General features: G+C 66.2%; 20 protein-coding genes, 2 tRNA genes and 1 pseudogene. 12 read left to right on the plus strand and 11 right to left on the minus strand.

The window, feature by feature from the left end:
- The first annotated feature begins 81 nt into the window (after positions 1-81).
- On the plus strand, positions 82-585 hold the full coding sequence (locus tag JS278_RS05810) for a PEP/pyruvate-binding domain-containing protein (protein WP_114044359.1): 504 nt from the start codon (positions 82-84) through the stop codon (positions 583-585).
- A 106-nt stretch (positions 586-691) separates the two neighbouring features.
- On the plus strand, positions 692-1279 hold the full coding sequence (locus tag JS278_RS05815) for a DNA-3-methyladenine glycosylase I (RefSeq protein ID WP_114044360.1): 588 nt from the start codon (positions 692-694) through the stop codon (positions 1277-1279).
- 48 nt (positions 1280-1327) lie between these two features.
- Here JS278_RS05815 and JS278_RS05820 read toward each other — a convergent pair whose 3' ends face one another.
- Positions 1328-2092: a hypothetical protein gene (locus JS278_RS05820; RefSeq protein ID WP_114044361.1), complete on the minus strand. Its 765-nt coding sequence runs from the start codon at positions 2090-2092 to the stop codon at positions 1328-1330.
- 511 nt (positions 2093-2603) lie between these two features.
- On the opposite strand from JS278_RS05820, the gene JS278_RS05825 reads away from it, so the two are divergent.
- The 3 genes from JS278_RS05825 to JS278_RS05835 are packed head-to-tail and all read left to right on the plus strand — an operon-like array spanning position 2604 to position 6750.
- Positions 2604-4025 carry a hypothetical protein gene (locus tag JS278_RS05825; protein ID WP_114044362.1) on the plus strand — a complete coding sequence of 474 codons (1422 nt, stop codon included), beginning with the start codon at positions 2604-2606 and terminating at the stop codon, positions 4023-4025.
- Positions 4019-5743 (plus strand): GT4 family glycosyltransferase PelF, encoded by a 1725-nt coding sequence (pelF, locus tag JS278_RS05830; protein WP_114044363.1) that lies wholly within the window; start codon positions 4019-4021, stop codon positions 5741-5743. Before JS278_RS05825 ends, pelF begins: the two co-directional genes overlap by 7 nt.
- A gap of 5 nt (positions 5744-5748) precedes the next feature.
- Entirely contained in the window at positions 5749-6750 is a 1002-nt protein-coding gene (locus JS278_RS05835; protein ID WP_114044364.1) for a putative glycoside hydrolase, read from the plus strand.
- An 82-nt stretch (positions 6751-6832) separates the two neighbouring features.
- Here the strand turns inward: JS278_RS05835 and JS278_RS05840 are convergent, their stop codons facing one another.
- The gene (locus JS278_RS05840) at positions 6833-7840 is read right to left on the minus strand and encodes a zinc-binding alcohol dehydrogenase family protein (RefSeq protein ID WP_114044365.1); all 1008 of its coding nucleotides are present in this window, start codon (positions 7838-7840) and stop codon (positions 6833-6835) included.
- Positions 7841-7911: 71 nt separating this feature from the next.
- On the opposite strand from JS278_RS05840, the gene JS278_RS05845 reads away from it, so the two are divergent.
- Positions 7912-8262 carry a winged helix-turn-helix transcriptional regulator gene (locus JS278_RS05845; protein ID WP_220150044.1) on the plus strand — a complete coding sequence of 117 codons (351 nt, stop codon included), beginning with the start codon at positions 7912-7914 and terminating at the stop codon, positions 8260-8262.
- A gap of 140 nt (positions 8263-8402) precedes the next feature.
- Here JS278_RS05845 and JS278_RS05850 read toward each other — a convergent pair whose 3' ends face one another.
- Positions 8403-8840: a MarR family winged helix-turn-helix transcriptional regulator gene (locus JS278_RS05850; RefSeq protein ID WP_114044366.1), complete on the minus strand. Its 438-nt coding sequence runs from the start codon at positions 8838-8840 to the stop codon at positions 8403-8405.
- Positions 8841-8911: 71 nt separating this feature from the next.
- Here JS278_RS05850 and JS278_RS05855 point away from each other — a divergent pair, with 71 nt between their 5' ends.
- Positions 8912-9280 carry a VOC family protein gene (locus JS278_RS05855; protein WP_114044367.1) on the plus strand — a complete coding sequence of 123 codons (369 nt, stop codon included), beginning with the start codon at positions 8912-8914 and terminating at the stop codon, positions 9278-9280.
- Between the two features lie 166 nt (positions 9281-9446).
- Here JS278_RS05855 and JS278_RS05860 read toward each other — a convergent pair whose 3' ends face one another.
- Positions 9447-9890, minus strand: coding sequence for an MmyB family transcriptional regulator (locus tag JS278_RS05860; RefSeq protein WP_147243157.1), 444 nt, complete (start codon positions 9888-9890; stop codon positions 9447-9449).
- Positions 9891-10569: 679 nt separating this feature from the next.
- On the opposite strand from JS278_RS05860, the gene JS278_RS05870 reads away from it, so the two are divergent.
- Together JS278_RS05870 and JS278_RS05875 are read left to right on the plus strand one after the other, a co-directional pair.
- Positions 10570-11523: a hypothetical protein gene (locus JS278_RS05870; RefSeq protein ID WP_181833838.1), complete on the plus strand. Its 954-nt coding sequence runs from the start codon at positions 10570-10572 to the stop codon at positions 11521-11523.
- Between the two features lie 311 nt (positions 11524-11834).
- A complete protein-coding gene (locus JS278_RS05875) occupies positions 11835-12200 on the plus strand; it encodes a GNAT family N-acetyltransferase (RefSeq protein ID WP_181833839.1) in 366 nt (121 codons plus the stop codon).
- A gap of 195 nt (positions 12201-12395) precedes the next feature.
- Here the strand turns inward: JS278_RS05875 and JS278_RS05880 are convergent, their stop codons facing one another.
- The 7 genes and pseudogenes from JS278_RS05880 to orn all read right to left on the minus strand — a co-directional run bounded on the left by JS278_RS05880 (position 12396) and on the right by orn (position 17774).
- The gene (locus tag JS278_RS05880) at positions 12396-12935 is read right to left on the minus strand and encodes a nucleotidyl transferase AbiEii/AbiGii toxin family protein (protein ID WP_114044371.1); all 540 of its coding nucleotides are present in this window, start codon (positions 12933-12935) and stop codon (positions 12396-12398) included.
- Between the two features lie 81 nt (positions 12936-13016).
- Positions 13017-13739, minus strand: coding sequence for an ATP-binding protein (locus JS278_RS05885; RefSeq protein WP_245935214.1), 723 nt, complete (start codon positions 13737-13739; stop codon positions 13017-13019).
- Between the two features lie 33 nt (positions 13740-13772).
- A pseudogene (gene istA / locus JS278_RS05890) lies at positions 13773-15331 on the minus strand (IS21 family transposase).
- Positions 15237-15716 carry a nucleotidyl transferase AbiEii/AbiGii toxin family protein gene (locus tag JS278_RS16770; RefSeq protein ID WP_425451474.1) on the minus strand — a complete coding sequence of 160 codons (480 nt, stop codon included), beginning with the start codon at positions 15714-15716 and terminating at the stop codon, positions 15237-15239. The pseudogene istA and the gene JS278_RS16770 overlap by 95 nt, the downstream one beginning before the upstream one ends.
- 172 nt (positions 15717-15888) lie before the next feature.
- Positions 15889-16455 (minus strand): type IV toxin-antitoxin system AbiEi family antitoxin domain-containing protein, encoded by a 567-nt coding sequence (locus JS278_RS05900; RefSeq protein WP_114044373.1) that lies wholly within the window; start codon positions 16453-16455, stop codon positions 15889-15891.
- 528 nt (positions 16456-16983) lie between these two features.
- Positions 16984-17056: transfer RNA gene (locus tag JS278_RS05905), tRNA-His, on the minus strand.
- 103 nt (positions 17057-17159) lie between these two features.
- Positions 17160-17774: an oligoribonuclease gene (gene orn, locus JS278_RS05910; protein ID WP_114046150.1), complete on the minus strand. Its 615-nt coding sequence runs from the start codon at positions 17772-17774 to the stop codon at positions 17160-17162.
- 103 nt (positions 17775-17877) lie between these two features.
- Here orn and JS278_RS05915 point away from each other — a divergent pair.
- From JS278_RS05915 to JS278_RS05925, 3 genes are all read left to right on the plus strand, one after another.
- Positions 17878-17953, plus strand: a tRNA-Arg gene (locus JS278_RS05915).
- A gap of 41 nt (positions 17954-17994) precedes the next feature.
- Positions 17995-19332, plus strand: coding sequence for a PrsW family intramembrane metalloprotease (locus JS278_RS05920; RefSeq protein WP_114044374.1), 1338 nt, complete (start codon positions 17995-17997; stop codon positions 19330-19332).
- Between the two features lie 172 nt (positions 19333-19504).
- Positions 19505-20020 (plus strand): single-stranded DNA-binding protein, encoded by a 516-nt coding sequence (locus JS278_RS05925; protein ID WP_114044375.1) that lies wholly within the window; start codon positions 19505-19507, stop codon positions 20018-20020.
- The last annotated feature ends 204 nt before the right edge of the window (positions 20021-20224 follow it).

Raw genomic sequence — 20224 nt, forward strand, 5'->3', positions numbered from 1 at the left:
TTCCCGTTGTCTGTCTCTCGATCCTCTATGAGTATAGAGTTGCAGGAGTCTCTATGGGCATAGAGGAATGGGGTGTGCCGGATGATCGTCTGGTTCGATGAGATCAGGGCAGCTGACACGGAGCTGGTGGGCGGCAAGGCCGCGAACCTGGGCGAGTGCGCGCGGAGCGGGCTGCCGGTGCTGCCGGGGTTCTGCCTGAGCACCGAGGCGTACAGGGAGGCGACCGCAGCCATCGCGGAGGAGCTGGTCGCCGACGTCACCCGGGAGGATCCCGCGTCGGCGCGACAACGGATTCTGAACCTGGCTCTCCCGGCATCCGTGGAGGCGGCGATCCGCGACGCCTGTGCCCGGCTGGGCGGCGGGCCGATGGCGGTGCGGTCGTCGGCGACGGCGGAGGACCTGGCCGGGGCGAGTTTCGCCGGCCAGCAGGACACCTACCTCGGGATGAGGGGGGCGACGCCGTCCTGGACGCAGGGCGCCGCGCCCGAGGCCGGGGCCCGGTACGCCTTCGCCCTCATGCTCGCCACAGCAGTTCTCGCATCGGCGGCCACAGCGCTCCTGAACAGGCGGCGTCATCCCTGCTGACCGCGATGACGTGCCCGCCGACGACGGGACACCTCGGCGCCGCCCCACCGGAGCGCCTGACAGTGGATGCCGTCGGCCGCGGTTCGGCCGCTGATACTTTGTCCCCGTGTGTGCGATCGTGACCGGGCCTGACGGGCGCTCCCGCTGCGCGTGGGTCGGGGACGACCCGGTGTACCGCCGCTACCACGACGAGGAGTGGGGCGTGCCACTGCACGGCGATCGCGCGCTGTTCGAGAAGATGGCGCTGGAGGGGTTCCAGGCCGGCCTGTCGTGGATCACGATCCTTCGCAAGCGCCCGCGGTTCCGCGAGGTGTTCGAGGGCTTCGACCCGGTGCGGGTCGCCGGCTTCGGTGAGCAGGACGTGGAGCGGCTGATGGCCGACGCCGGCATCATCCGCAACCGCGCGAAGATCGACGCCACCATCTCCAATGCGGCGCTGGTGCGCGAGATGGCCGACGGCGAGTTCGACGATCTGATGTGGTCGTTCGCGCCGACCTACCCCGCGACCAGGGACCCCCGCCCCGACTCGATGGCCCAGGTGCCGGCCGTCACACCGGAGTCGACGGCGTTGAGCACGGCGCTGCGCAGACGCGGGTTCCGTTTCGTCGGCCCGACGACGATGTACGCGCTGATGCAGTCGGCGGGCATGGTCGACGATCACCTGGCCGGCTGCTGGCGGGCGTCAGCCGGCTGATACCGGTCTGTGTGCGAGTACTGACAACATGCGATTCAGGATCGGGACTCAGATCAACCACGTGACAGCGAAACCGACGATCCCGATCACGATCCCCAGATACGCACGGGCGATGTGGGTGGACTTGTAGAGGCCCTGATTGGACTTGTAGACGGGCAGCATTGCCGCGGCGGCGAGCACCACTGCGACCATGACGATCCGCACCAGCCACATGATTCCGATCGAGGACGGCAGGAATGGCCAACCGAACCATCCCGTTCCCAAGGCGTTCAGGACCAGGAGAAGCAGGATGAGGAACGCCAGCGCTCCCATCCAGTGTTTTGATCTCACGCAGTAGATGACCATTGCGACAAAGAGCATCGCGAAGACAGAGCCGAAAATGCTCACGCAGGATAATTTCCTGTCCACGGGGAGAATCAGACCGCTGAGGCACTGGGCCGCGATCACTACGTTCATCCACAGGAAGACGTGGTTGTACAGGCGTGTAGCTCGGTATGTCGATCCTGCCGGACGGCTGCCTTGCCCCTGCGGGGCCCGAGGCCCGTTCACCGGCTTCCTCGTGCGCACAAGAGAGATTCCCGCGACCACACCGGCGACAGTACCCAACAGCCAGAACTGAAGAGCCTGATCCCATCGTTCCTTGAACATGAGTGAGGTACCGGCGATCAGTCCACCGAAAAACGACAGGATGACGATCCACGATATCCATCCTTTGAGCCCGCCGCCACGTTCTCCGGTGTCGGTGGCCGATCCGGTCGGGGCGTCGATCGGTTGATTGGTATCCATTGTCTGTGACCCGGTCTCCTCGAACATCGTCGTTCACGCTGCCTTTCCCTGGACATGGCATCCATTGCTTCGGACCGAGTCCCATCCTGCCCGATCGCCGTGCAGACCCGCCACCCGAAATCAAGTGATCCGTCGTGATGGCCCGGGCCCGCACATTCCTGTGGTCACCGGGGTCGCTGTCGATGAGCGCGACGGGCGCCGGGCCGTGAAACGCGCCTGTACCGACACCGGCGCAGACCTCGTGCCGTGTTCCTCGAGGCGGCGTCGGCTCGTAACCGATGACAGAGCGAATCAGGGCCCTCAGACCTGATCCCGATATCCGGTCGACATTGTAGAGGGCGGCGTCGGCGGCCTTGGCGGGGGGTAGCGTCCGGGGCGTCCAGAAGTCAGCAAATCGCGGTAAAAGGCCTTGCCAGCGGCATACAGCCATAGCTCGTGATGTGCCCGATGTTTACTCGTGTTTTGCATCGCATTCAGGAATAGGTACCTTGGGAGGGATTTGTCGACCTCAGCCGCCGCCTTTGAACAGGAGCAAGCCATGGGTACGATCCTCCGTTCGGTGTCGTTGGACGCGGGAGAAGCGGTCCCCGTCAACCGGACCATTCCGACAAGTTGGGTGCTCGTCCTGTGGACGGTGGTGATCACGGTGGTCTGGTGCCTGCTGCATGTGCCGCTCCCGACCTTTCTTCCGACGATTCTGGGAGCCGGAACGCTGATCGGGGTCGTGGTGCTGGTGGTGAGATCCGTGGTCAAGGCGCCGGTCCGGCCGGCACCTGCCGTCTGGCAACTGGTCTCGCTGATGTCTCCCACCGCGCTCCTGATGGCGACCTTTCCCCTCATCATCGGCGACATCGTTGCGATCGGGCACGTGAGGGCCATTCTCGCGGTCTCCGTGGCCGTTCCCTGGATCTCCGCCGCAACCACGATGCCCGTATACGGTCAGCTCACGGATGTCGACCGTGACGATGAGCCGGCATTCTTCCGCGCGTTCATGAGCATTCTTCCGGCGGTCCTCGTCTGGAGCATCATCCCGATCCTCGCCTTCGCGGCCGTCGTGGGAGCGTTCCTCGGCTGGCGCCCGGGGCTGATGGGGCTCTTCCTGATCGGCCTCACTGCCAACGTGCTGTTCTCCCACATGCTGATCGCGGTGCAGGAGACCCACCGGTTCGGCACGGTGGTGCTCTCCTGGATCTGCTACGCGGGAGCGCTGTTCCTCGCGCCGCATCTCTGGTACCTCGTTCCGCTCGCCGGTTGCATCCCGGCGGTCGTGATGCTTCGGAAGGCCTGGTCATCGGTCTTGAGGCCGCGCCGGGGCGATGCCCGGGCGGTGGCCCGCGACGTGGGTTACGGCCTGCTGTACGGCTCGGTGCTGTGGGTGGACAAGTTCCTGTTCATCGTCCTCTACCACGGGGATTTCAACATCGTGCTGCTCTACGTGACGCTGATTCCCGTGGTCGTCGCGCTGGCCGTCTATTTCGCCTCGCAGTACCAGGAGTTCCAGACCGTCGTCGACGGGCTGCGGCTGTCGCTGAAGAACCGACCCATCAGCAGCTTGGAACATGACACCGATGTCGCCGATCGGCGGTGCAGAGCGGTCACCTCACGCACGATCGCGGTGGCGGGCTCGACGGCCGTGGGGATGCTGCTGTGCTCGCCCGCGGTCGGCACGCACCCGACGCTGCTCCAGCTCGCGCTCTTCGCGGCACCGCTGTGGTTCCTCGGAGGCACACTGATGGCGTTCCAACTCACGCAGGTGACAGGGCGCCGGGACGCCGCGATCCTGTGCGCCGCGCATCTGATGGTGAGCTGCGCGGCGATCGCACTTCTGCCCGCGGCCGAGGCCCTCGCCGTGATCGTGCTCGTGGAGGTGGCGCTCATCGGCCGCGGCGGACGCACCCTGAGATCGACGCTCTCGACCTTCGGATACGAACTCTTCTGGAAGAAGGCGATCGCATGGTGAAGGGCCCCTACTACCGCAGACCGGACGATTCGACGGAACTGCCCGAGGTGGACGTCGCGATCGTGATGGAATCCACCTACCCGTTCCTCAAGGGCGGGGTCTCCGGCGTGGTGCATGACATCGTGACCCGCAACCCGGATCTGGTCTTCGGCATCATCCACATCGCCTGGGACTCCAACGACCCGTCCGAAGACCTGTACGGCGTCCCCGAGAACGTGGCGTGGGTCGACGTCGTCTACCTGTCCCTCGGCGAGGATGCGCGGCCCTTCCAGCAGGCGAGCCTCCCCGAGCCCGGCGTCGACTACGCCGCCATGACGCGACGCCTTCGCGTCGCCTTCTACACGTTGAGTGCCAACAACCCCGCCCCGTTCTGGTCGCTCTACGATGACACCATCAATCCGGCGACCCGCCATGCGCGGCTGTGGCCGGTGCTCACCACGTCGGAGTTCATGGAGGCCTGCGTCGCCGCCGTTCCCCAGAGCTCGTCACTGACCCTGGCTGAACTCTTCTGGAATCTGCGCGACTTCTTCAGCTTGGCCTTCGCGCTGACTGATCGGGTTCATCCCAGGGCGAAGGTGTACCACGCCCACACGACCGGTTACGCCAGCCTGATCGCGGCGTGCGCCGCGCGCCAGAACGACAGTGCGTTCCTCCTCACCGAGCACAACCTCTACCTGCGCGACACGATCAACACGCTGCTCGGGCGCGACATGAACCTGCCGGTCACCCGGTACAGCTACCGCGATCTGCCCGACAACCCCGTGGACCGGATGTGGGTCCGCTGGTGGTGCGATCTGGGTGCCGCGCTCTACCCCTCGGCCGATCACATCACCTACCTCTACCCCGCCGCGGTGAAGGAGGCGATCGAGCTCGGCGCGGACGAGTCTCGCACCGAGGTGCTGCCCAACGGCCTGAACTGGGACGACTTCGCCTACGGCCGGGCGCGGCGAAAGCGGCCGATCAAGAGCATCGCCGCGGGTGAGCACAGCCCATGGCGGTTCGCATGCATCGCGCGCGTCGTGCCGATCAAGGGCATCATCCAGATGATCGACATCGCGGCCGAGGCCGTCTCGCGCGGGTACCGGGATTTCGAGATCGACGTCCTGGGCCCCACCGAGCACGTCCCGGAGTACTACCAGGAGTGCCTCAGGCATGTGGAGGAGACCGGAATGCAGGGCGTCGTGACCTTCCGGGGCACGGTCGTCGTGCGCGAGTGCCTGCATGACTACGACGCCCTCGTCCTCTCGTCGTTCAACGAGGGCCAGCCCCTCGTCGTCCTCGAGGCGATGGCCTGCGGCCTGCCCGTGATCGGCACCCGGGTGGGCGGCATGGATCACACCGTGACCCTTCCGGTGACAGCTGCGGACGGAACGATCATCGGCCCGTGCGGCGATCTGGTCGAGCCCGGAGACGTCACAGGGTTCGCCGACCGGCTCTGCCATCTGATGGATGATCCCGCGCTGTATCTGGAGTGGCACGGGAATGCACTGGAGCGTCTGCGGGCGGAATTCATGATCGACATGATCATGAGCCGGTACAACACCATCTACCGCGAGCTCGGAGCGGGAGATGTGCAGTGGGTACCGATCAGCTCGCAGCCCGCCGATCTCGGCGAGGGACCGGACGACGTCTCCTCCGAGGTCCGGTTGCCGTACCAGCCCGGCACGCTCCGGAAGACCGTCGCTGACGGATACCTCGGCCCGAGCCAGGCGGGATAACAGCGATGGCTCCGTCGCTGGCATGGATCAGGTACGCCGGACCGCTCGAGCGGAACGAGGTGGAGCGCGCCGCCGGGCGATTCCGCGCGGTGATCCTCCAACCGTGGGAGGAGGACGCCGCCCGCCGTCTCAAGGACGCCGATCCGGGCGTGACGGTGCTGGCCTACCAGTGCCTGTCGTCCGTGCGAATCTATGAACCCGGACCGCGCTACACCTCCGGGGTCTCGCCGCAGGTGGCCGACAGGGCCGGCACCTGCGCGATGCGCAATGGCGAACTCATCGAGTGGGAGGGGTACCCGGGTCACTACCAGCAGAAGGTCTGGGATCCCGTCTACCGCAGCCTCTGGGTGAGCAACGTCGTCTCGTGGATGAGCGGATCGGCGTTCGACGGCGTGATGGCCGACAATGACGTGTTCGACGACTACTACGGGCACGGCATCGATCCGATGGTGCTGCGCGAGGGGCTCGACCAGCTGGTCGATGACGCCGGCGCCGCGCTGGCGGGAATCGGAAAGCTTCTGGTCCCCAACATCGCCGAGGCCCGTCGAGAGCCCGGACGCTGGGGGCGCCACTCGCGGTTCGGAGGCGGCCTCGAGGAATGCTTCCTGGGGTGGGGGACAGGACCGGACGAGTGGCTCGACCTGGCCGACTGCCTGGCGCAGCTGCCGGAGCTGACGGCGCCCGGCCTGACGATCACCCGGGTGCCCGGCAGCGGGACGCCGGGCGATCCCGGCCTGACCCTCGCGTTGGCGGCCGCCTGGGTGTTCGCCCCCGAGGCCGATGTCGCCGTGACTGCGACATCGCACGACGGATACTCGGCGATGCCGTTGATCGAGACACCGGACCTGGGTGCGCCGGAGCTGCCCTGGCTCCAGCCCGCGCCCGGGTGCTTCTCACGGCGTCTGACGAAGGGCACGGCCATGGTGAATCTGAGCGCGACCGAGGCGACGTTCGACGGCGTGACGCTGGGGCCGAGGACCGGGTATCTGCACATGGCAGTCTCGTAGCCGGACGGAATAACCTCTCATGGGCTTCAAGGACAGAACTGAGAACCATGGCGGCGTCCGGATGCCAGGGCTCATGGTGATGTCACGCCCAGTCGTGGAGGACGACCTTGCCCATCGTCCGCCCGGACTCCACCAACCGGTGTGCCTCGCGCAACGTCTCCGGGCTGATCGGTGTGAGCGCCGTCGTGGTCGTCGCCCGCAGACGCCCAGCGTCGACCAGGTCGGCAACCTGATTCAGGAGCCGGTGCTGTTCGACCATGTCCGGGGTGCGCTGGAGAGGGCGGGTGAACATGAGTTCCCAGTGCCATGCGATGCTGCGGCCCTTCAGGGGTCCGATGTCACGGGAGCCGTCGTCGATGGCGACGATATGCCCGAAGGGGCGGACGATCTGGGCGTAGAGCGGGATCTGCCCCTCCGAGTGAGCGGTGAACAGCCAGTCCACCCCGCCCGGCGCGACCTCCAGCACCTGGGCGGCCAGGTCCTGGTGATGATCTACGACACGTTCAGCGCCCAATCCCTCGACCCAGGCGGTGCGTTCCGCATTCGAGGCCGTCGCGATCACCGTGACGTCCGGGAGCAGAGCCTCGGCGAGCTGGAGTATCGCAGAGCCCACACCGCCGGTCGCACCGACCACCAGCAGCGTGCCGCGGGAGTCCTCGGTGAGGCGGAGGCGGTCGAAGAGCGTCTCCCATGCTGTGATCGACGTCAGCGGCAGCGACGCCGCATCCGCGAACGAGAGGCTTCGGGGTTTGCGCCCGACAATGCGTTCGTCGACGACGTGGAGTTGCTGGTTCGTGCCCGGCCGGTCGATAGTGCCCGCGTAGAACACCTCATCCCCGGGGGCGAACAGCGTGACTCCTGCGCCGGTCTCACGCACGACGCCCGCCGCGTCATAGCCGAGGACGGCGAAGCCGTCTGCCGGGGCGCTCACGCGTTGCTTGACGTCCACGGGATTGACCGAGACGGCGCGTACCTCCACCAGCAGGTCGTGCGGACCCGGCTCGGGGGCGTCGATCTTGTGGGTGACCAGGGCGTCGGGGTCGGTGGCGGGAAGATTCGTGGTGTAGCCGATGGCCTGTGTTCGTGTCATGCCACTCATGATTCCCCAGCGGTACTGGTTACCGTCAATGACAGTAAGTATCTTTCGGATATCATGGTGGGGTGAACCTGCCGACTGACCAGTGCGACCGCAACGATGTGTACGCCGCGATGTGCCCGTGCCGCGACATGCTCGACCTGCTCGCCAACAAGTGGAGCGCCCTGGCCATCGGGGCGCTGGAAGACGGGCCCCTGCGCAACGGGGAACTGAGGCGACACCTGGAGGGGATCACCCCGAAAGTCCTCTCTCAGACCCTCAAGCGGCTTGAGGACCACGACCTGCTCACCCGCACCGTCTACCCGGAAGTCCCGGCCCGCGTCGAATACGAACTCACCGATCTGGGACGCTCCGCCGCCATCCCGCTCGCTCAGCTGCGCGACTGGGTCGAAGACAACGTCACCGCCCCAGCCTGAACCGCGCTTCGGAGGAATCTCTTCTTGAACGTCGGAGCCGCATCCTCCTTTACCGGCCACCCTCCTGGTCCTTCGAGATCATCAACAACCACACCTTCATGGCCGCGACCGGAGAGCTCGACGCTCCGTGCTGGCGGTGTTCAGTCCCGGAGTCCGTCGATGCATGCGGCGAGTGCGGTGTGCAGGTCGCGGCGCTGGTCATCGGTGAGTCTGCTGACGAGCCGGGCTTCGATCTGGTGGGTTCGTTCGACCGCCTGGCCGAGCAGGCCTTGACCCTCCGGGGTGAGCATGGTCGGGAGGGCTCTGCCGCTGGGTGCTCGGGTCGCGCGTTCGATCAGGCCGCGTTCCTGGAGTCCGCGTAGGAGGGTGTTCATGGTCTGCCGGGTGACGAACGCACCGCGGGCCAGCTCCGCGTTCGAGGCTCCCGGGGTGCGGCTGAGCAGTTCGAGGCAGACGTACTGCGGGGTCGTCAGCCCGAGTGGTCGCAGGGTCTCGTCCATGCGGGAGCGCAGCGCCGACTGCACCTCCTTGAGCTGGTAGCCCACCAGTGCGCCGAGGTCGTCGTTCACTTGCGTCATGTAAGTATTCTGACATAGAGTGAAGGAAGTCAGTATCCTGACATCAGTTCTTGAGTGGAAGGAATCCCATCGTGTCCGTCACCGGCCCCGACTTCATCGCCCTGCAAGTACGTGACGTGCAGCGCTCCGCCGAGTTCTACGAGAGCCGCCTCGGCCTGCGCCGCGCCCCCGCAGCCCCTCCCGGAGCAGTCGTGTTCACCACGAGTCCGATCCCGTTCGCGGTGCGCGAGCCACTGCCGGGCGTCGACCTCGACCAGACCCCGCGCCCCGGCCTGGGTGTCGCGCTGTGGCTGTTCGGCGACGATGTGCAGGCACTCCACGACTCGCTGGTCTCTGCGGGCACGACGATCCTCAGCGCCCCCGCCCCCGGCCCGTTCGGCTTGACGTTCACCTTCGCCGACCCCGACGGATACGCCGTCACCGTGCACGACCAGGCATGAGCACTCGCTGACTTGCGCTGCCGAGCCCGCCGGGGCTCTTCCTGGCGGTCGGCGGCCGCTTCATCATGAACTTCCCGGAGCGCTGACTCACCGCAGTGACGTCAATTCTTGAGTCCCGGCCAGCAAGGAGGAGGGACCGTTTTACGGGCGGTGGCGGAGGTTCTGGTCACCGCTCGAGTCGTTGTGGACGGTCGGGGCCCTCGTCGGCTCGCGGTGAGGGGTGGCGAGCATGAGGCGTGCATTCGGTGGTCATGACGGTGTTGAGCAGGCTCAGCCGGTTCTCGTGGCCGGGCTGGGGGACGAAGACGATCATCATCGGGCCGGGCGTGCTGCGCAGGCCCAGTTCTCCGACGATCTTCACGGCTCTCGGGTCGGTGGGATCGTGCCCGATCGTATCGCGGAACAGACCGATGTAGTCCAGAGCCATGGTCTCCCAGCCCTTGCAGCGCAGCCTGGAATCGTCGTCATGGAAGAGGACGTGAAGCATGTTGCGGCGGTCCGGGGGCAGGTCGAGCGGGTCGCCGAGCAGGTCTGCGGCGGTGTCGTTCCAGGCAAGCAGATCGAGGTGGCGACCGAGCACAAATGCGGGCAGTCCTATCGCTCGGAGCATCCGCTTCGCGTTGTCCGGGAACGCGATCCTGATTACGGCGTATCGGGGCTTCCGCCTGACGAATGGCGCTGGCCAGGGGCATCAGGCGGCGGTGCTCGGCAGCGTCAAGACCAAGTGCATCCGAGTTCGAGTCGAGCAGGGTGTCCGAGGGCTTGGCGCCCCTGCCCTGCTCCAGATCAAGGTGCCAGGGTCCTCCCGTGCATTACCTACCGCAGAACCGGTCTCCAGACACCGCTCCGATGGACCAGTGAGGGGCAGTTGTGAGGACTGTGGAGACAATACAAACTTTTTCTCACCGCGTCCGAGGTCGACCAGCTGGTCGCCGACTACGAGGCTGGATCTGGCGTCCAGGAGCTGGCTTCGAGGTACGGTATCCACCGCGCCACCGTCTTCGCCCACCTCCAGCGACGTAAGGTTCCGAGGCGGCGTCCGGGACTCAATGAGCAGGAGCAAGCCGAGGCCGTGTGCCTGTCACGGGAGGGCATGTCGGTGCGGGCGATCGGACGCCGGATGGGTGTGGACCGCAAGGCCCGCGCGTAGCGCTTGTCCACGCTAGAGCGATCGGACCCGCCCGCAGCATCTGACCTATAGAGGAAGAAGTCCCCCGAGCCAACCTCGGAATACTGTCAGATCTGACCGTGTTTTGTCACGATGAACCGAAGAGCGGAGGTGAATGACAGTGGCACGCATGATCACGCGACCGGTTGCCGACATCATCGAGCAGTTGGAGCTGGACGGCGACACGATCGTGACGGTGGACCGGCTCGCCTCGGTGATGGACGAGGTCGGCACAACGGGCTCTCCCCGGATGCTCGCGTACGAGCTTCAGCGCGACGGCTGGCTGGGCACACTCCGTTCACGGGGTGCGTGGGAGTTCATCCCCGGTTCTCGCGCTGGCTCCTATTCCTCAGGTGACCGTTTCCTGGAGTTCCGGGCCCAACACGCGCTCCGAACGGGGTGGTCTGGCGTTCTCGCGATGGAATCGTCGGCCAGTCTGCTCGGGCTGGCACAGCGCATCCTCGACCGTGAGGTCATTGCTCTGCCCGATGATGTGGCGTTCCCGAAGGCGATGAGTGGACAGTGGCGTTGCGTCCGCATTGAGATTCCCGACGAAGGCGTCACAGTGATCAACGGCTTGCCGACGTGGGGTCGAGAGGGTCTACTCGTCGGCATCCGTCCGTCCGGATACAAGGGCATCGCAGGATTGGGACAGTGGCTGTCGGAGGCGCCCTTCGATGTCGATACCGACAAGGTCCTTCGTCTGCTGGCAGCTGCGAGCGCCGCTGCCAGACAACGCACGGCCTATCTGCTCCAGGCCTCTGGCAATCGTGAGGCCGCTCAAGAGATCGTCGACGCAGATTCACCTGCCGAACAGCCTGGATCGGGCCGCGTGGTCCGGGCGGACGATACGACCCCGTCACAAGGGTCAGCGACGACCGGCTCCACCCATATCTCAGCGTTGGAGGTGGATCGTGAGCCGCGTCACCGAAGGACACCTGGTTCGCCACTACCGAGGCGCGAAATGCGGACGCGATGCCGCCCTTCTCGACATCGTCGCCGTTTGCCGGGGTGCCCCACCCATCGAACCCGACGATATCCTCACAGCAAGGACCTCGAGCGACTTCCGGACTGAAGACATCGGCTACCTCACCAAGCCCGTCCGAATTGATGAGTGGATCGCGACCGTCCGCACACGGTACGCATTCCTTGCCGACCTCGACACCGACGAACGCCGCTGGGTGCAATGCAACGGAGGCGACCGCTACGAGGTCGAGACCACCCTGACCACGGTCGAATGAAAGAGCATCGATGAACCCGACTGAGCTGACAGCACCTGTGCACTTCCATCTCCAGCGTCCAACCGGAGTCGTAATCGATGAGGGCCGGGCGACAAGCCGGGTACGGTTCGAGCCACTCCCCTCAGCCGAGCAGTTGGCTCCATCCATGCTGGCTGCCTACCGAGGGACTCCCGATGACGAGGGTGAGACTCTGGAGGACACCGTTGAGGTCATCCGATCGACGATGGACGGCGGCTTCGGGAGGTGGCTCGCTGAAGCGTCCTTTCTCGCCTTCGACGTGGGAACAGGTGCTCCGATAGGCGCGATCCTCATCGCGCGAGAACATGATGGGACGCCGTTCATCGCCTTCGTGTTCATACACCCAGGCAAGACTGGGAACGGCGTGGCCTCAGCCCTAATCTCCCATGTGTGCCGTGTACTGTCAGAAGCCGGAATGCCCGAACTACGACTCTGGGTGAGCGCCGCCAATAAACGAGCGCTACGCCTCTATCGCCATCTCGGGTTTGAATGACATCCTCGCCTGACCCATTCACAGCCGGTACCCGGATCAGGCACGATCCGAGGCGGTTCGTCTATCACGGGAGGGCATGACGATGCGTGCATCGGCCGACGTTGGGTGTGGACCGCAAGGCCGTGTGTGCTGTGCTCATCAAAGCTGGTCTGACGGACGACGAGCAGTCGGCAAGAGTCTGAAACCACAGGGGTGTCAGGACCATTTGTAGTCGGACGAGGACCAACGAAACCCTTCGACTTCCCGCCGAAGCACCGGATCAGCAAAGGCGGAGCAGCTGTCGAGGAGACCCTGGAAGCTCTCGGGCGTCGTGGCGACGAGATTCTGCTTGCGTCGCCAAGCCGTCCATTTTCGCTGTGCGCCGTCTGCTATGTCGTCCAGCACCTCAGCCAGCGGCGCGAGTTCTACCTGTCGACTCGCAGCAACGATGGCGAGTGAGCGCATCATGTCGTCACCACCGATGTCGACCTTCGCAGCCAACAACGCTACATCGACGAAGTCGCGCCACCTGGTGTTCGCGGCGCCACGCTCGACGGCCGTGACGATCTTCTCTGCCAGGACCATCGTCACCGGGTACGCCAGAACATCGATCTCACCCCCCAGCAACCTCGGAAGTCCTGTCCTCACAGGCGCAGGCCACACGGGGTCGCCGAAGTTGACATCCACGTGGAACGAAATCTTCGCAGACGCCAGGTGAATATTCGGGCTCTTGGGGGCCGGGTAGTCGTGTGTCATGGGGCCGGTGATGGCGTGTGTGGGGGCCAGGGCTGGTGGCTGCCGGGGCCATGGGCCCTGGCCCCGTCTGGGAGGGGCGGGTCAGCTGAGCGCTTGGGCCGCGTGGGCGGTGTGTTCCCTCATGTTGATCTCGCCGGTGTTGATCCAGGTGGCGTTGTGGACGATGCGGTCGGTGATCGCGTCGGCATGGACTCCGCCACCGAGTCGGGTATGCCAGTCCTTCTTGGCGTACTGGGTCGCGAAGATCGTGGACCCGGTGTCGTAGCGGCGTTCCATCAACTCCAGCAGCATGGCCCTCATGGACTCGTCGGGCCGGTCGAGGAGCCACTCGTCGAGGACCAGCACGGTGAAGGCCGTGTACTTCTTGATGAACTTCGCGGTGCCTTGGGGGCGGTCACCAGCGGCCTGCCAGGCCTCGGCCAGGTCCGGCATCCGGACGACGTGGGCCCGGTACCGGTGGGTGCAGGCGGGGCTGACGATCGCCGAGGCCAGGTAGGACTTCCCGGATCCGGTGAAGCCCTGGAGCACGATGTTGCGATGGGCGGTCACGAACCCGCAGGCCCCCAGTTCGGCCAGGACTGAACGATCCAGGCCGCGCTGGTCGACCAGGTCCACCGATCGCAGGTCCGCGGCCGGGTAGCGCAGCCCGGCCCGCCGGAGCAGGCCTGTGATCTTGGTGTCGGTGAACGCCGTGTAGGCGTCATCGACGGCCAGGCGGATCCGTGTCGGCGAACGCCAGACCGACCGACAACTGCTCGTCGGGGGCCTCCAGAGCGCCCAGCAGATCGGTCGACCCCATCTCACGGAGTGTGCATGCGGTCTCGATATCGATGATGCTCACTGCTGGTCTCCTCCGTAGTAGGAGGCCCCGCGGACGAATCCGGCCCCCGGGTCCTCGGGCTGGCTGGTTGCCTGGTCGTCGGCGCAGTCACGGCCAGCGGCCAGGATGGGGTTCAGGTGCGCGTAGCGGGGCGAGCCGATCCCTGATTCCAGGCCGATACGGGCGACGGGGAAGACGGGCCGCCGAGTAGCGGTGTGACAGTCGCAGGACCGCCAGAGCCGGGTTGATCGGCTGATCGGCGGCGGGCACGGAGGCGAAGATCCGCTCGATCACTGTGGTGGTGGCTGTCCCGATCCGCTCGGCCCAGGTGACCAGGCGGTCCTGATCCCAGGGCTGCCAGCCGCCTCCGGGCGGCATGTCGGCCTCGCGGGTCGAGTACTGGTTGACCGCCGTGGCCGGCAGCAGCCGGTGACTGGCCAGGCGTTGATCGGGCGACCAGACCTCCAGCGTGGAGGCCGTCAGCTTCAGATCGACGTGCTCTCCGGCATGGGTCCAACCCACCGAGTAGTGATTCCTGGCCCAGGTCACGTGCCCGTCACGGCCGACCCGCCGGCGCCTGACCCATGTCGAGACCTCGAACGTGACTGCCGGCAGGGGCCGCAGGAGCGGCTGCTCCTCGGTGGTGAACACGGAGGACCGGGAACCGGGACGTTTCTGGAACGGGGCGGTGTTATAGGCCTCGACACGTTCTCTGATCGCCTCGCGCAGATCGGCCAGGCTCGTGAACGTGCGATCCCGCAGTGCGGCGATCACCACCGTGGCGACGTGACCGACCGTGTTCTCCACACTCGCCTTGTCCTTCGGACGGCGGACCCGCCCGGGCAGCACGGCCGCCGAGTAGTGGCCGGCCAGTTCCCGATACGCGTCATTGCCGACGATCTCCCCGTCACGAGGATGGGAGATCACCCCGGTCTTCAGGTTGTCGCACACGATCCGGGGCACCGAACCGCCGAAGAACTCGTACATCGCCACATGGGCCCGCAGCCAGGTCGCCTGGCGCATGTCTAGGGTCGGCTCGACGAACGCGTACCGGGAGAACGGCAGGCAGGCTACGAACAGGTACACCGTGGCCACCTCTCCGGTGGCCGGGTCGATCAGCTCCATCGTGGGCGGCGCACCAGTCCACCTCGACCGTGCGCCCCGCCTTGTGGCCGACTCGGGAGTCCACCCCGCTCACCGCGACGTGATGCTCATATCCCCGGCAGAACCGGTCGTAGCTCATCGCCACCCCGCCGGTGGCGGCGACCTTGTCGGCGTACTCGCCGTGCAGCAGCTTCAACGTCACCCCGACCCGGGCCAACTGCCGGTGGACCTCGGCCCAGTCCGGCTGGACGAACACGCTGACATGCTCGCCCCGGCCCGGGAACAGGAGGGCATACACCTCGCCGTCCTCGCGCTCGGCCACGTCATCCCATCCCACGCCGAGCCGATCGGCGGCCTCCAGGACCGCGGCAACGCTCTTACGGGCGACTCCCTGGGATGTGGCGATCGCCCTGCCCGACAGCCCTTGAGCGCGTAGGCGGAGCACTCGCTTCGCCGGAATCCGATTTACCATCGTGGATAGCTCCTTCCGTCACGTGCCTCTCACATGACGGAGGGAGCCTAAGCAGACCGGTCCCCAACACCACCACAGGTGGTCCCCACCCACACAATCCCGCCCAACAACGACTGGCCCCCACACACGCCATCACCGGGACCCACGAGCGCAAATATTCAGCCAGGTGCGCGATGATGTGGACTCGCACGCCGTGATATTCCGAATCGTCCCGGATTTCCTCTCCTCGCACCGAGCTGGTCGCGAATTTGAGGCCGTCATCGAGCTCGATGGCAGCGATCGAGCGGACTCGGTCCTCAGCCTCGGCAACATCATTGGGGAAGCCGGATGCCGACAGATCGATGTCGCGCGTCGGGCGCCGGGCCGAGAATGCCGCCATCAGCACTCCACCTTTGAGGATCAGCTGGTCGGCGTACTGCGACGCCGACAGTCGGGCGAGGAACCCCTCCAGTGCAAAGAGGGACAGGTACTCGGCGACATCGCGTCCCTGTCGCCTCGCCAGATTCCGCAGATCGTTGTAGGTACGACCTGAAGGGGTCCGCGAGGTGGAGCCGGACTCATGTCAGGACCTCCAGCGTTGTGCGGATCGAGAGGTACGCCTTCGGGAACGACTTCGCCATGGAGAGCAGCGTCGACGGGTAGTGGCCGGGTTGGTGTAACCATCGTTTGAGCGCGGTGACCGCCGTGTCGCTTCCCTCTTGATGGGCCAATCTGAACATGTCAATGATCGTCCGCTCGGCAGAATAGGCGAACAATCCGGAACTGCCATCCAGTACCTCACGCCCGATCTGGAATGTTGTCGGGTCGAAGCTGTGCCACGTGACATGATCGAAACCTGCCGGGTGGCGGAGCCCCCTCGGGAGAGCGATGTCCATACCTATGGGTATCTCATCGCTCAGCCCGTGATTGACCAATGCGCTCGTCAAACACATTGTCGCTGACGGCTGGACGGCCGTTGCCGCTGCAAGCGATTCCAGTGACGGGTCGAACGACCCGGACATGACGAAGACGCCGCGGCCTATGCGCTCGAACGCACCACTGTCAACGCCCTTGTAGACCTGATCCTTGCGCAGACCCGATGCACGCGCGTCGGCCAAAGTGAACGCTGCTGGCAGAGCACCCATACAACACCTCCTATCCGCATACACGTCTACGCTACGTGTCAGCGTTTAGGAAGTCCAGGGGGCACACCGCCCGTTGCGAACCAGAGGGAACTTCACGCGAGAAGGCGCACCAGTTCGTTCCAGTCGTTGTTGACTACGCCAACAGACTCACACGGGAGCGCATCGCCCGGAAGCACGGGATCCATGTTCTAGCCCTCCGAAAGAGGCTGCGCGAGGCTGGCGTCGACACCCATGGTCGCCTGAGCGCGCTGAGTGACGAGGAACTGCGGTCCGCCCGAGGGGCAGTCTCGGACGGGGCCAGCGTTCGGGCCACAGCCCGCCGGCTCGGTGTCACGCACACGACGCTCCACAGCGCATTGCATCGAGCCGAGAGGCAGCCAAGGTCGCTGTTGCGCACCACCAGAGACCGCCAGACCGGACGCGTCCGGGTGCACGATCACCATTGCAAACCAGAGGAAAAACCCACCTGACCAGGGGATACCGGAAACGGAAACGGCCCCGATCCAAGAACCGAGGCCGTTGCATCCGGGTGGATAACGGGACTTGAACCCGCGACCCCCTGGACCACAACCAGGTGCTCTACCGACTGAGCTATATCCACCATGCCGCCCGATCACTCGGGCAACTCGGAGAGAGTATCGGGTTTCGCGCGGGCTTGGCAAACCGGGCTCTACGCACCCGATCCCAGGCGTGCGCGGCCGGGCTCAGGCCTGCTCGCGCCCAGATCCGGTGAGCAGTCCCTGGTACTTCCCGGCGATCTCGGTGGCCTTCTCCGAACTCGGACCGGGGGCCGCCACCATCAGCGCCTCGCGCCAGTACATGAGCTCCTCGATCGATTCCTGGATGTCGGCCAGGGCGCGGTGGTTGCCCTGCTTGGCGGGCGCGTGGCGGAAGGCGCCGGGGTACCAGCGTCGCGCCAGCTCCTTGATGGAGGAGACGTCGACGTTGCGGTAGTGGGTGTAGCCCTCCAGCTCCGGCATGTCCTTGGCCAGGAAGGAGCGGTCGGTGCCGATCGTGTTGCCGGCCAGCGGGGCCTTGCCGGCCTCGGGCACGTACGTCTTGATGTAGTTCAGGACCTGCGCCTGGGCCTCATCCATGCTCAATCCAGAGTCCAGCTCGTCGAGCAGCCCGGAGTGGGTGTGCATGCCGCGCACGAAATCGTTCATGTGCTCCAGCCAGGCCGGCTGGGGCTTGATGATGACGTCGACCCCCTCACCCTGGACGTTGAGATCGCCGTCGGTCACCAGGGCGGCGACCTCGATCAGTCCGTCATGGACCAGGTCGAGCCCGGTCATCTCGCAGTCGATCCACACAAGCATGTTGTTCACACCCCCAACCCTAGACGCCGCCCGCCGATCGCAGGCAGGTCGGTGACGGTGCAGCTGGGCCCGAACGCCCGAATCCACTAAACTCGCGAGCGCTGGCCCGGTAGCTCAGCGGATAGAGCAGCAGCCTTCTAATCTGTCGCGCGTGGGTTCGATTCCCACCCGGGCCGCCACACACCCTGACGATGCCCACCCGGTCGGTAGGGTGGCCGGTATGTCCGGTTCGATCGTGTCCCAGCGGCCCTGGTGGTCGCGGCTGGTGCGCAATCCGTGGACCTGGATCGTGCTGGCGACGATCCTCGCCTCGGCCGCGCTGCTGTACAGCCAGTACCGGATATTCCACGCCGACACCCCCGTCACCGTCGACGGCAAGAAGTACCTGATCCCCGGCATCACGATGCGCTCCTTCAAGATCGCCTTCCAGTACGCCTGGCCCACGGCGGCGGTGTGGTCGCTGCTGTTCATCTGGCTGGACCGCTTCCGCACCCGCCACCTGGCGATCTGGTTCACGGTCTTCGCCTGGGGGGGACCGGTGGCCACCACCGCCAGCCTCCACATCAACACCTGGATGGCCGGCCTGCTCAAGGTCGACGGCGGCGTCGACCCCACCCAGGGAGCTGGGCCGGCGATCTATTCGGCGCCCTTCGTCGAGGAGACCTGCAAGGCCACGATCCTGTTCCTGCTGGCCCTGTTCATGCGCGAGAGACTCACCTCGATCGTGCAGACGGTGAGCCTGGCCGGGCTGTCGGCGATCGGCTTCGCCTTCATCGAGAACGTCATCTACTACGCGCGGGCCGACAACTACGCCCGCATCACCATCGCCGCCGGCGACCCCATCGAGGCGGTCCGCAGGCAGGCCTTCCTGCGCGGCGTCGTGACCTCATTCGGACACCCGCTGTTCACCTCGATGACCGGCATCGGGCTGGCCCTGGGCCTGCGCTCGCGCAGCCGGCTGGTGCGGATCCTCGCCCCGGTCACCGGATTCCTGGGAGCGGTGATCGGCCACATGGCCTTCAACGGCACCCTGTCGGTGGTCCCGGAGGACAAGCTCATGACGTACTGGTTCATCGCCCTGGGGCTGGTGGCCTCCGTCGTGGTGTTCCTGGTGATCCGGCTGTTCCGCGAGGGCCGGATGATCCGCAACCGGCTGGGCGATTACGTGGTGATGGGATGGTTGACGCCGCGCGACCCGATCGTGCTGTCAGCGATGCGGCGGCGCTGGTGGATCGGTTTCGTGGCCCTGTCCCACGGACTGCGGACGTGGTGGGCGACGCTGGCCTTCATGCGCGCCACCACCGAGCTCGCCTACCTGCGCGACGCCGTGACCCGCGGGACGGTGGACGGGGCCGAGGCGCGCCAGAAGGAACTGCTCGACCGGATCGAGGGGCTGCGCCCCCGCGCCGTCACCGAGTCGGCCGGCGCCCGCCCGGTGCCGCCGCATCTGCCGGCATGGTGGCCGCGCCGCCGCCAGATCGCCCAGGCCGTGCGGAGATTCGCGCCCCCGGCGCCGGGTTCGCGTCCGGCCGCCGGCTGGGCTCCGCCGCGTCCCTGAATCGCCCTCGCCGGGAGTTGTCCACAGGGGAGGCCCGAAGAGGCCCTCACGAGAAGTTGTCCACAGGGGAGGCCCGAAGAGGCCCTCACGAGAAGTTGTCCACAGATCTGCCCGCAGCCGACAGATCGACCCCTCCCGCACCGATAACTGAGGTGAGAGGGAAGGAGTTGCGATGGACGCGAACATCTCATTCACCGGCAATCTCGGCACCGATGTCGATTTCGTCCGCAGGGAGAACTGGTGCGGGGCGCGCTTCCGCGTCGCCCAGACCCCGCGGTTCATGCGGGACGGGGTCTGGATCGACGGGGAGACCACCTGGCTGTCGGTGCGGGTCAACGGCAGACTGGCCGAGCACTGCAAGGAGAGTCTGAACAAGGGCGATCCGGTGGTCGTCGTGGGCCGGCTGCGCACCCAGGTATGGACCACCCAGGAAGGGGTCCAGCGCGAGCAGCAGGTGGTGCAGGCCATCTCGGTCGGCCACGACCTGCAGCGGGGCAGGAGCCGGATGATCCGCCCGGCGCCGCGTCCCGAGGAGGCCCCGATCAGCGACCCGACGGGTCGCTTCGCGGACCCGGAGCAGGCCGAGGACGCTCCGGTGCCCGAGCGGCCGGAGCCCCTCGCAGAGGGTCCGGCAGAGGTCGACGGCATGGTCGTCGATCGTGACACGGGGGAGGTGCTGTCTGGGTGACCCGATGATCCGCACTCCCCGCGTTCTCCTCCGGAGCGTCGAGTTGGAGTTCCTCCTACCTGCCCGGGCCGCCGTCGGTGGCCCGGGCAGGGCGCGGCTGGCATACTGGCCGGGGTCGCCCGGTCGGGGGAACGCGGCGACGGTCCAGGTCTTTCCAGTCCACGAGGTCCGGGTTCACAGGGCCGCGAGTTCAGCACGCCAGTC

The organism is Acidipropionibacterium virtanenii, assembly GCF_003325455.1.
GTDB lineage: Bacteria > Actinomycetota > Actinomycetes > Propionibacteriales > Propionibacteriaceae > Acidipropionibacterium > Acidipropionibacterium virtanenii.

Bases quoted from the DNA above. Each gene is read 5' to 3' on its own strand.
- JS278_RS05820 (WP_114044361.1), bottom strand. From the start codon at position 2,092: ATGTTCGAGGAGACCGGGTCACAGACAATGGATACCAATCAACCGATC.
- JS278_RS05840 (WP_114044365.1), bottom strand. From the start codon at position 7,840: ATGACACGAACACAGGCCATCGGCTACACCACGAATCTTCCCGCCACC.
- JS278_RS05875 (WP_181833839.1), top strand. From the start codon at position 11,835: ATGCTGGCTGCCTACCGAGGGACTCCCGATGACGAGGGTGAGACTCTG.
- pelF (WP_114044363.1), top strand. From the start codon at position 4,019: ATGGTGAAGGGCCCCTACTACCGCAGACCGGACGATTCGACGGAACTG.
- JS278_RS05925 (WP_114044375.1), top strand. From the start codon at position 19,505: ATGGACGCGAACATCTCATTCACCGGCAATCTCGGCACCGATGTCGAT.
- JS278_RS05810 (WP_114044359.1), top strand. From the start codon at position 82: ATGATCGTCTGGTTCGATGAGATCAGGGCAGCTGACACGGAGCTGGTG.
- JS278_RS05880 (WP_114044371.1), bottom strand. From the start codon at position 12,935: ATGACACACGACTACCCGGCCCCCAAGAGCCCGAATATTCACCTGGCG.
- JS278_RS05825 (WP_114044362.1), top strand. From the start codon at position 2,604: ATGGGTACGATCCTCCGTTCGGTGTCGTTGGACGCGGGAGAAGCGGTC.
- JS278_RS05860 (WP_147243157.1), bottom strand. From the start codon at position 9,890: ATGCTCCGAGCGATAGGACTGCCCGCATTTGTGCTCGGTCGCCACCTC.
- JS278_RS05835 (WP_114044364.1), top strand. From the start codon at position 5,749: ATGGCTCCGTCGCTGGCATGGATCAGGTACGCCGGACCGCTCGAGCGG.
- orn (WP_114046150.1), bottom strand. From the start codon at position 17,774: ATGCTTGTGTGGATCGACTGCGAGATGACCGGGCTCGACCTGGTCCAT.
- JS278_RS05920 (WP_114044374.1), top strand. From the start codon at position 17,995: ATGTCCGGTTCGATCGTGTCCCAGCGGCCCTGGTGGTCGCGGCTGGTG.
- JS278_RS05900 (WP_114044373.1), bottom strand. From the start codon at position 16,455: ATGGGTGCTCTGCCAGCAGCGTTCACTTTGGCCGACGCGCGTGCATCG.
- JS278_RS05850 (WP_114044366.1), bottom strand. From the start codon at position 8,840: ATGACGCAAGTGAACGACGACCTCGGCGCACTGGTGGGCTACCAGCTC.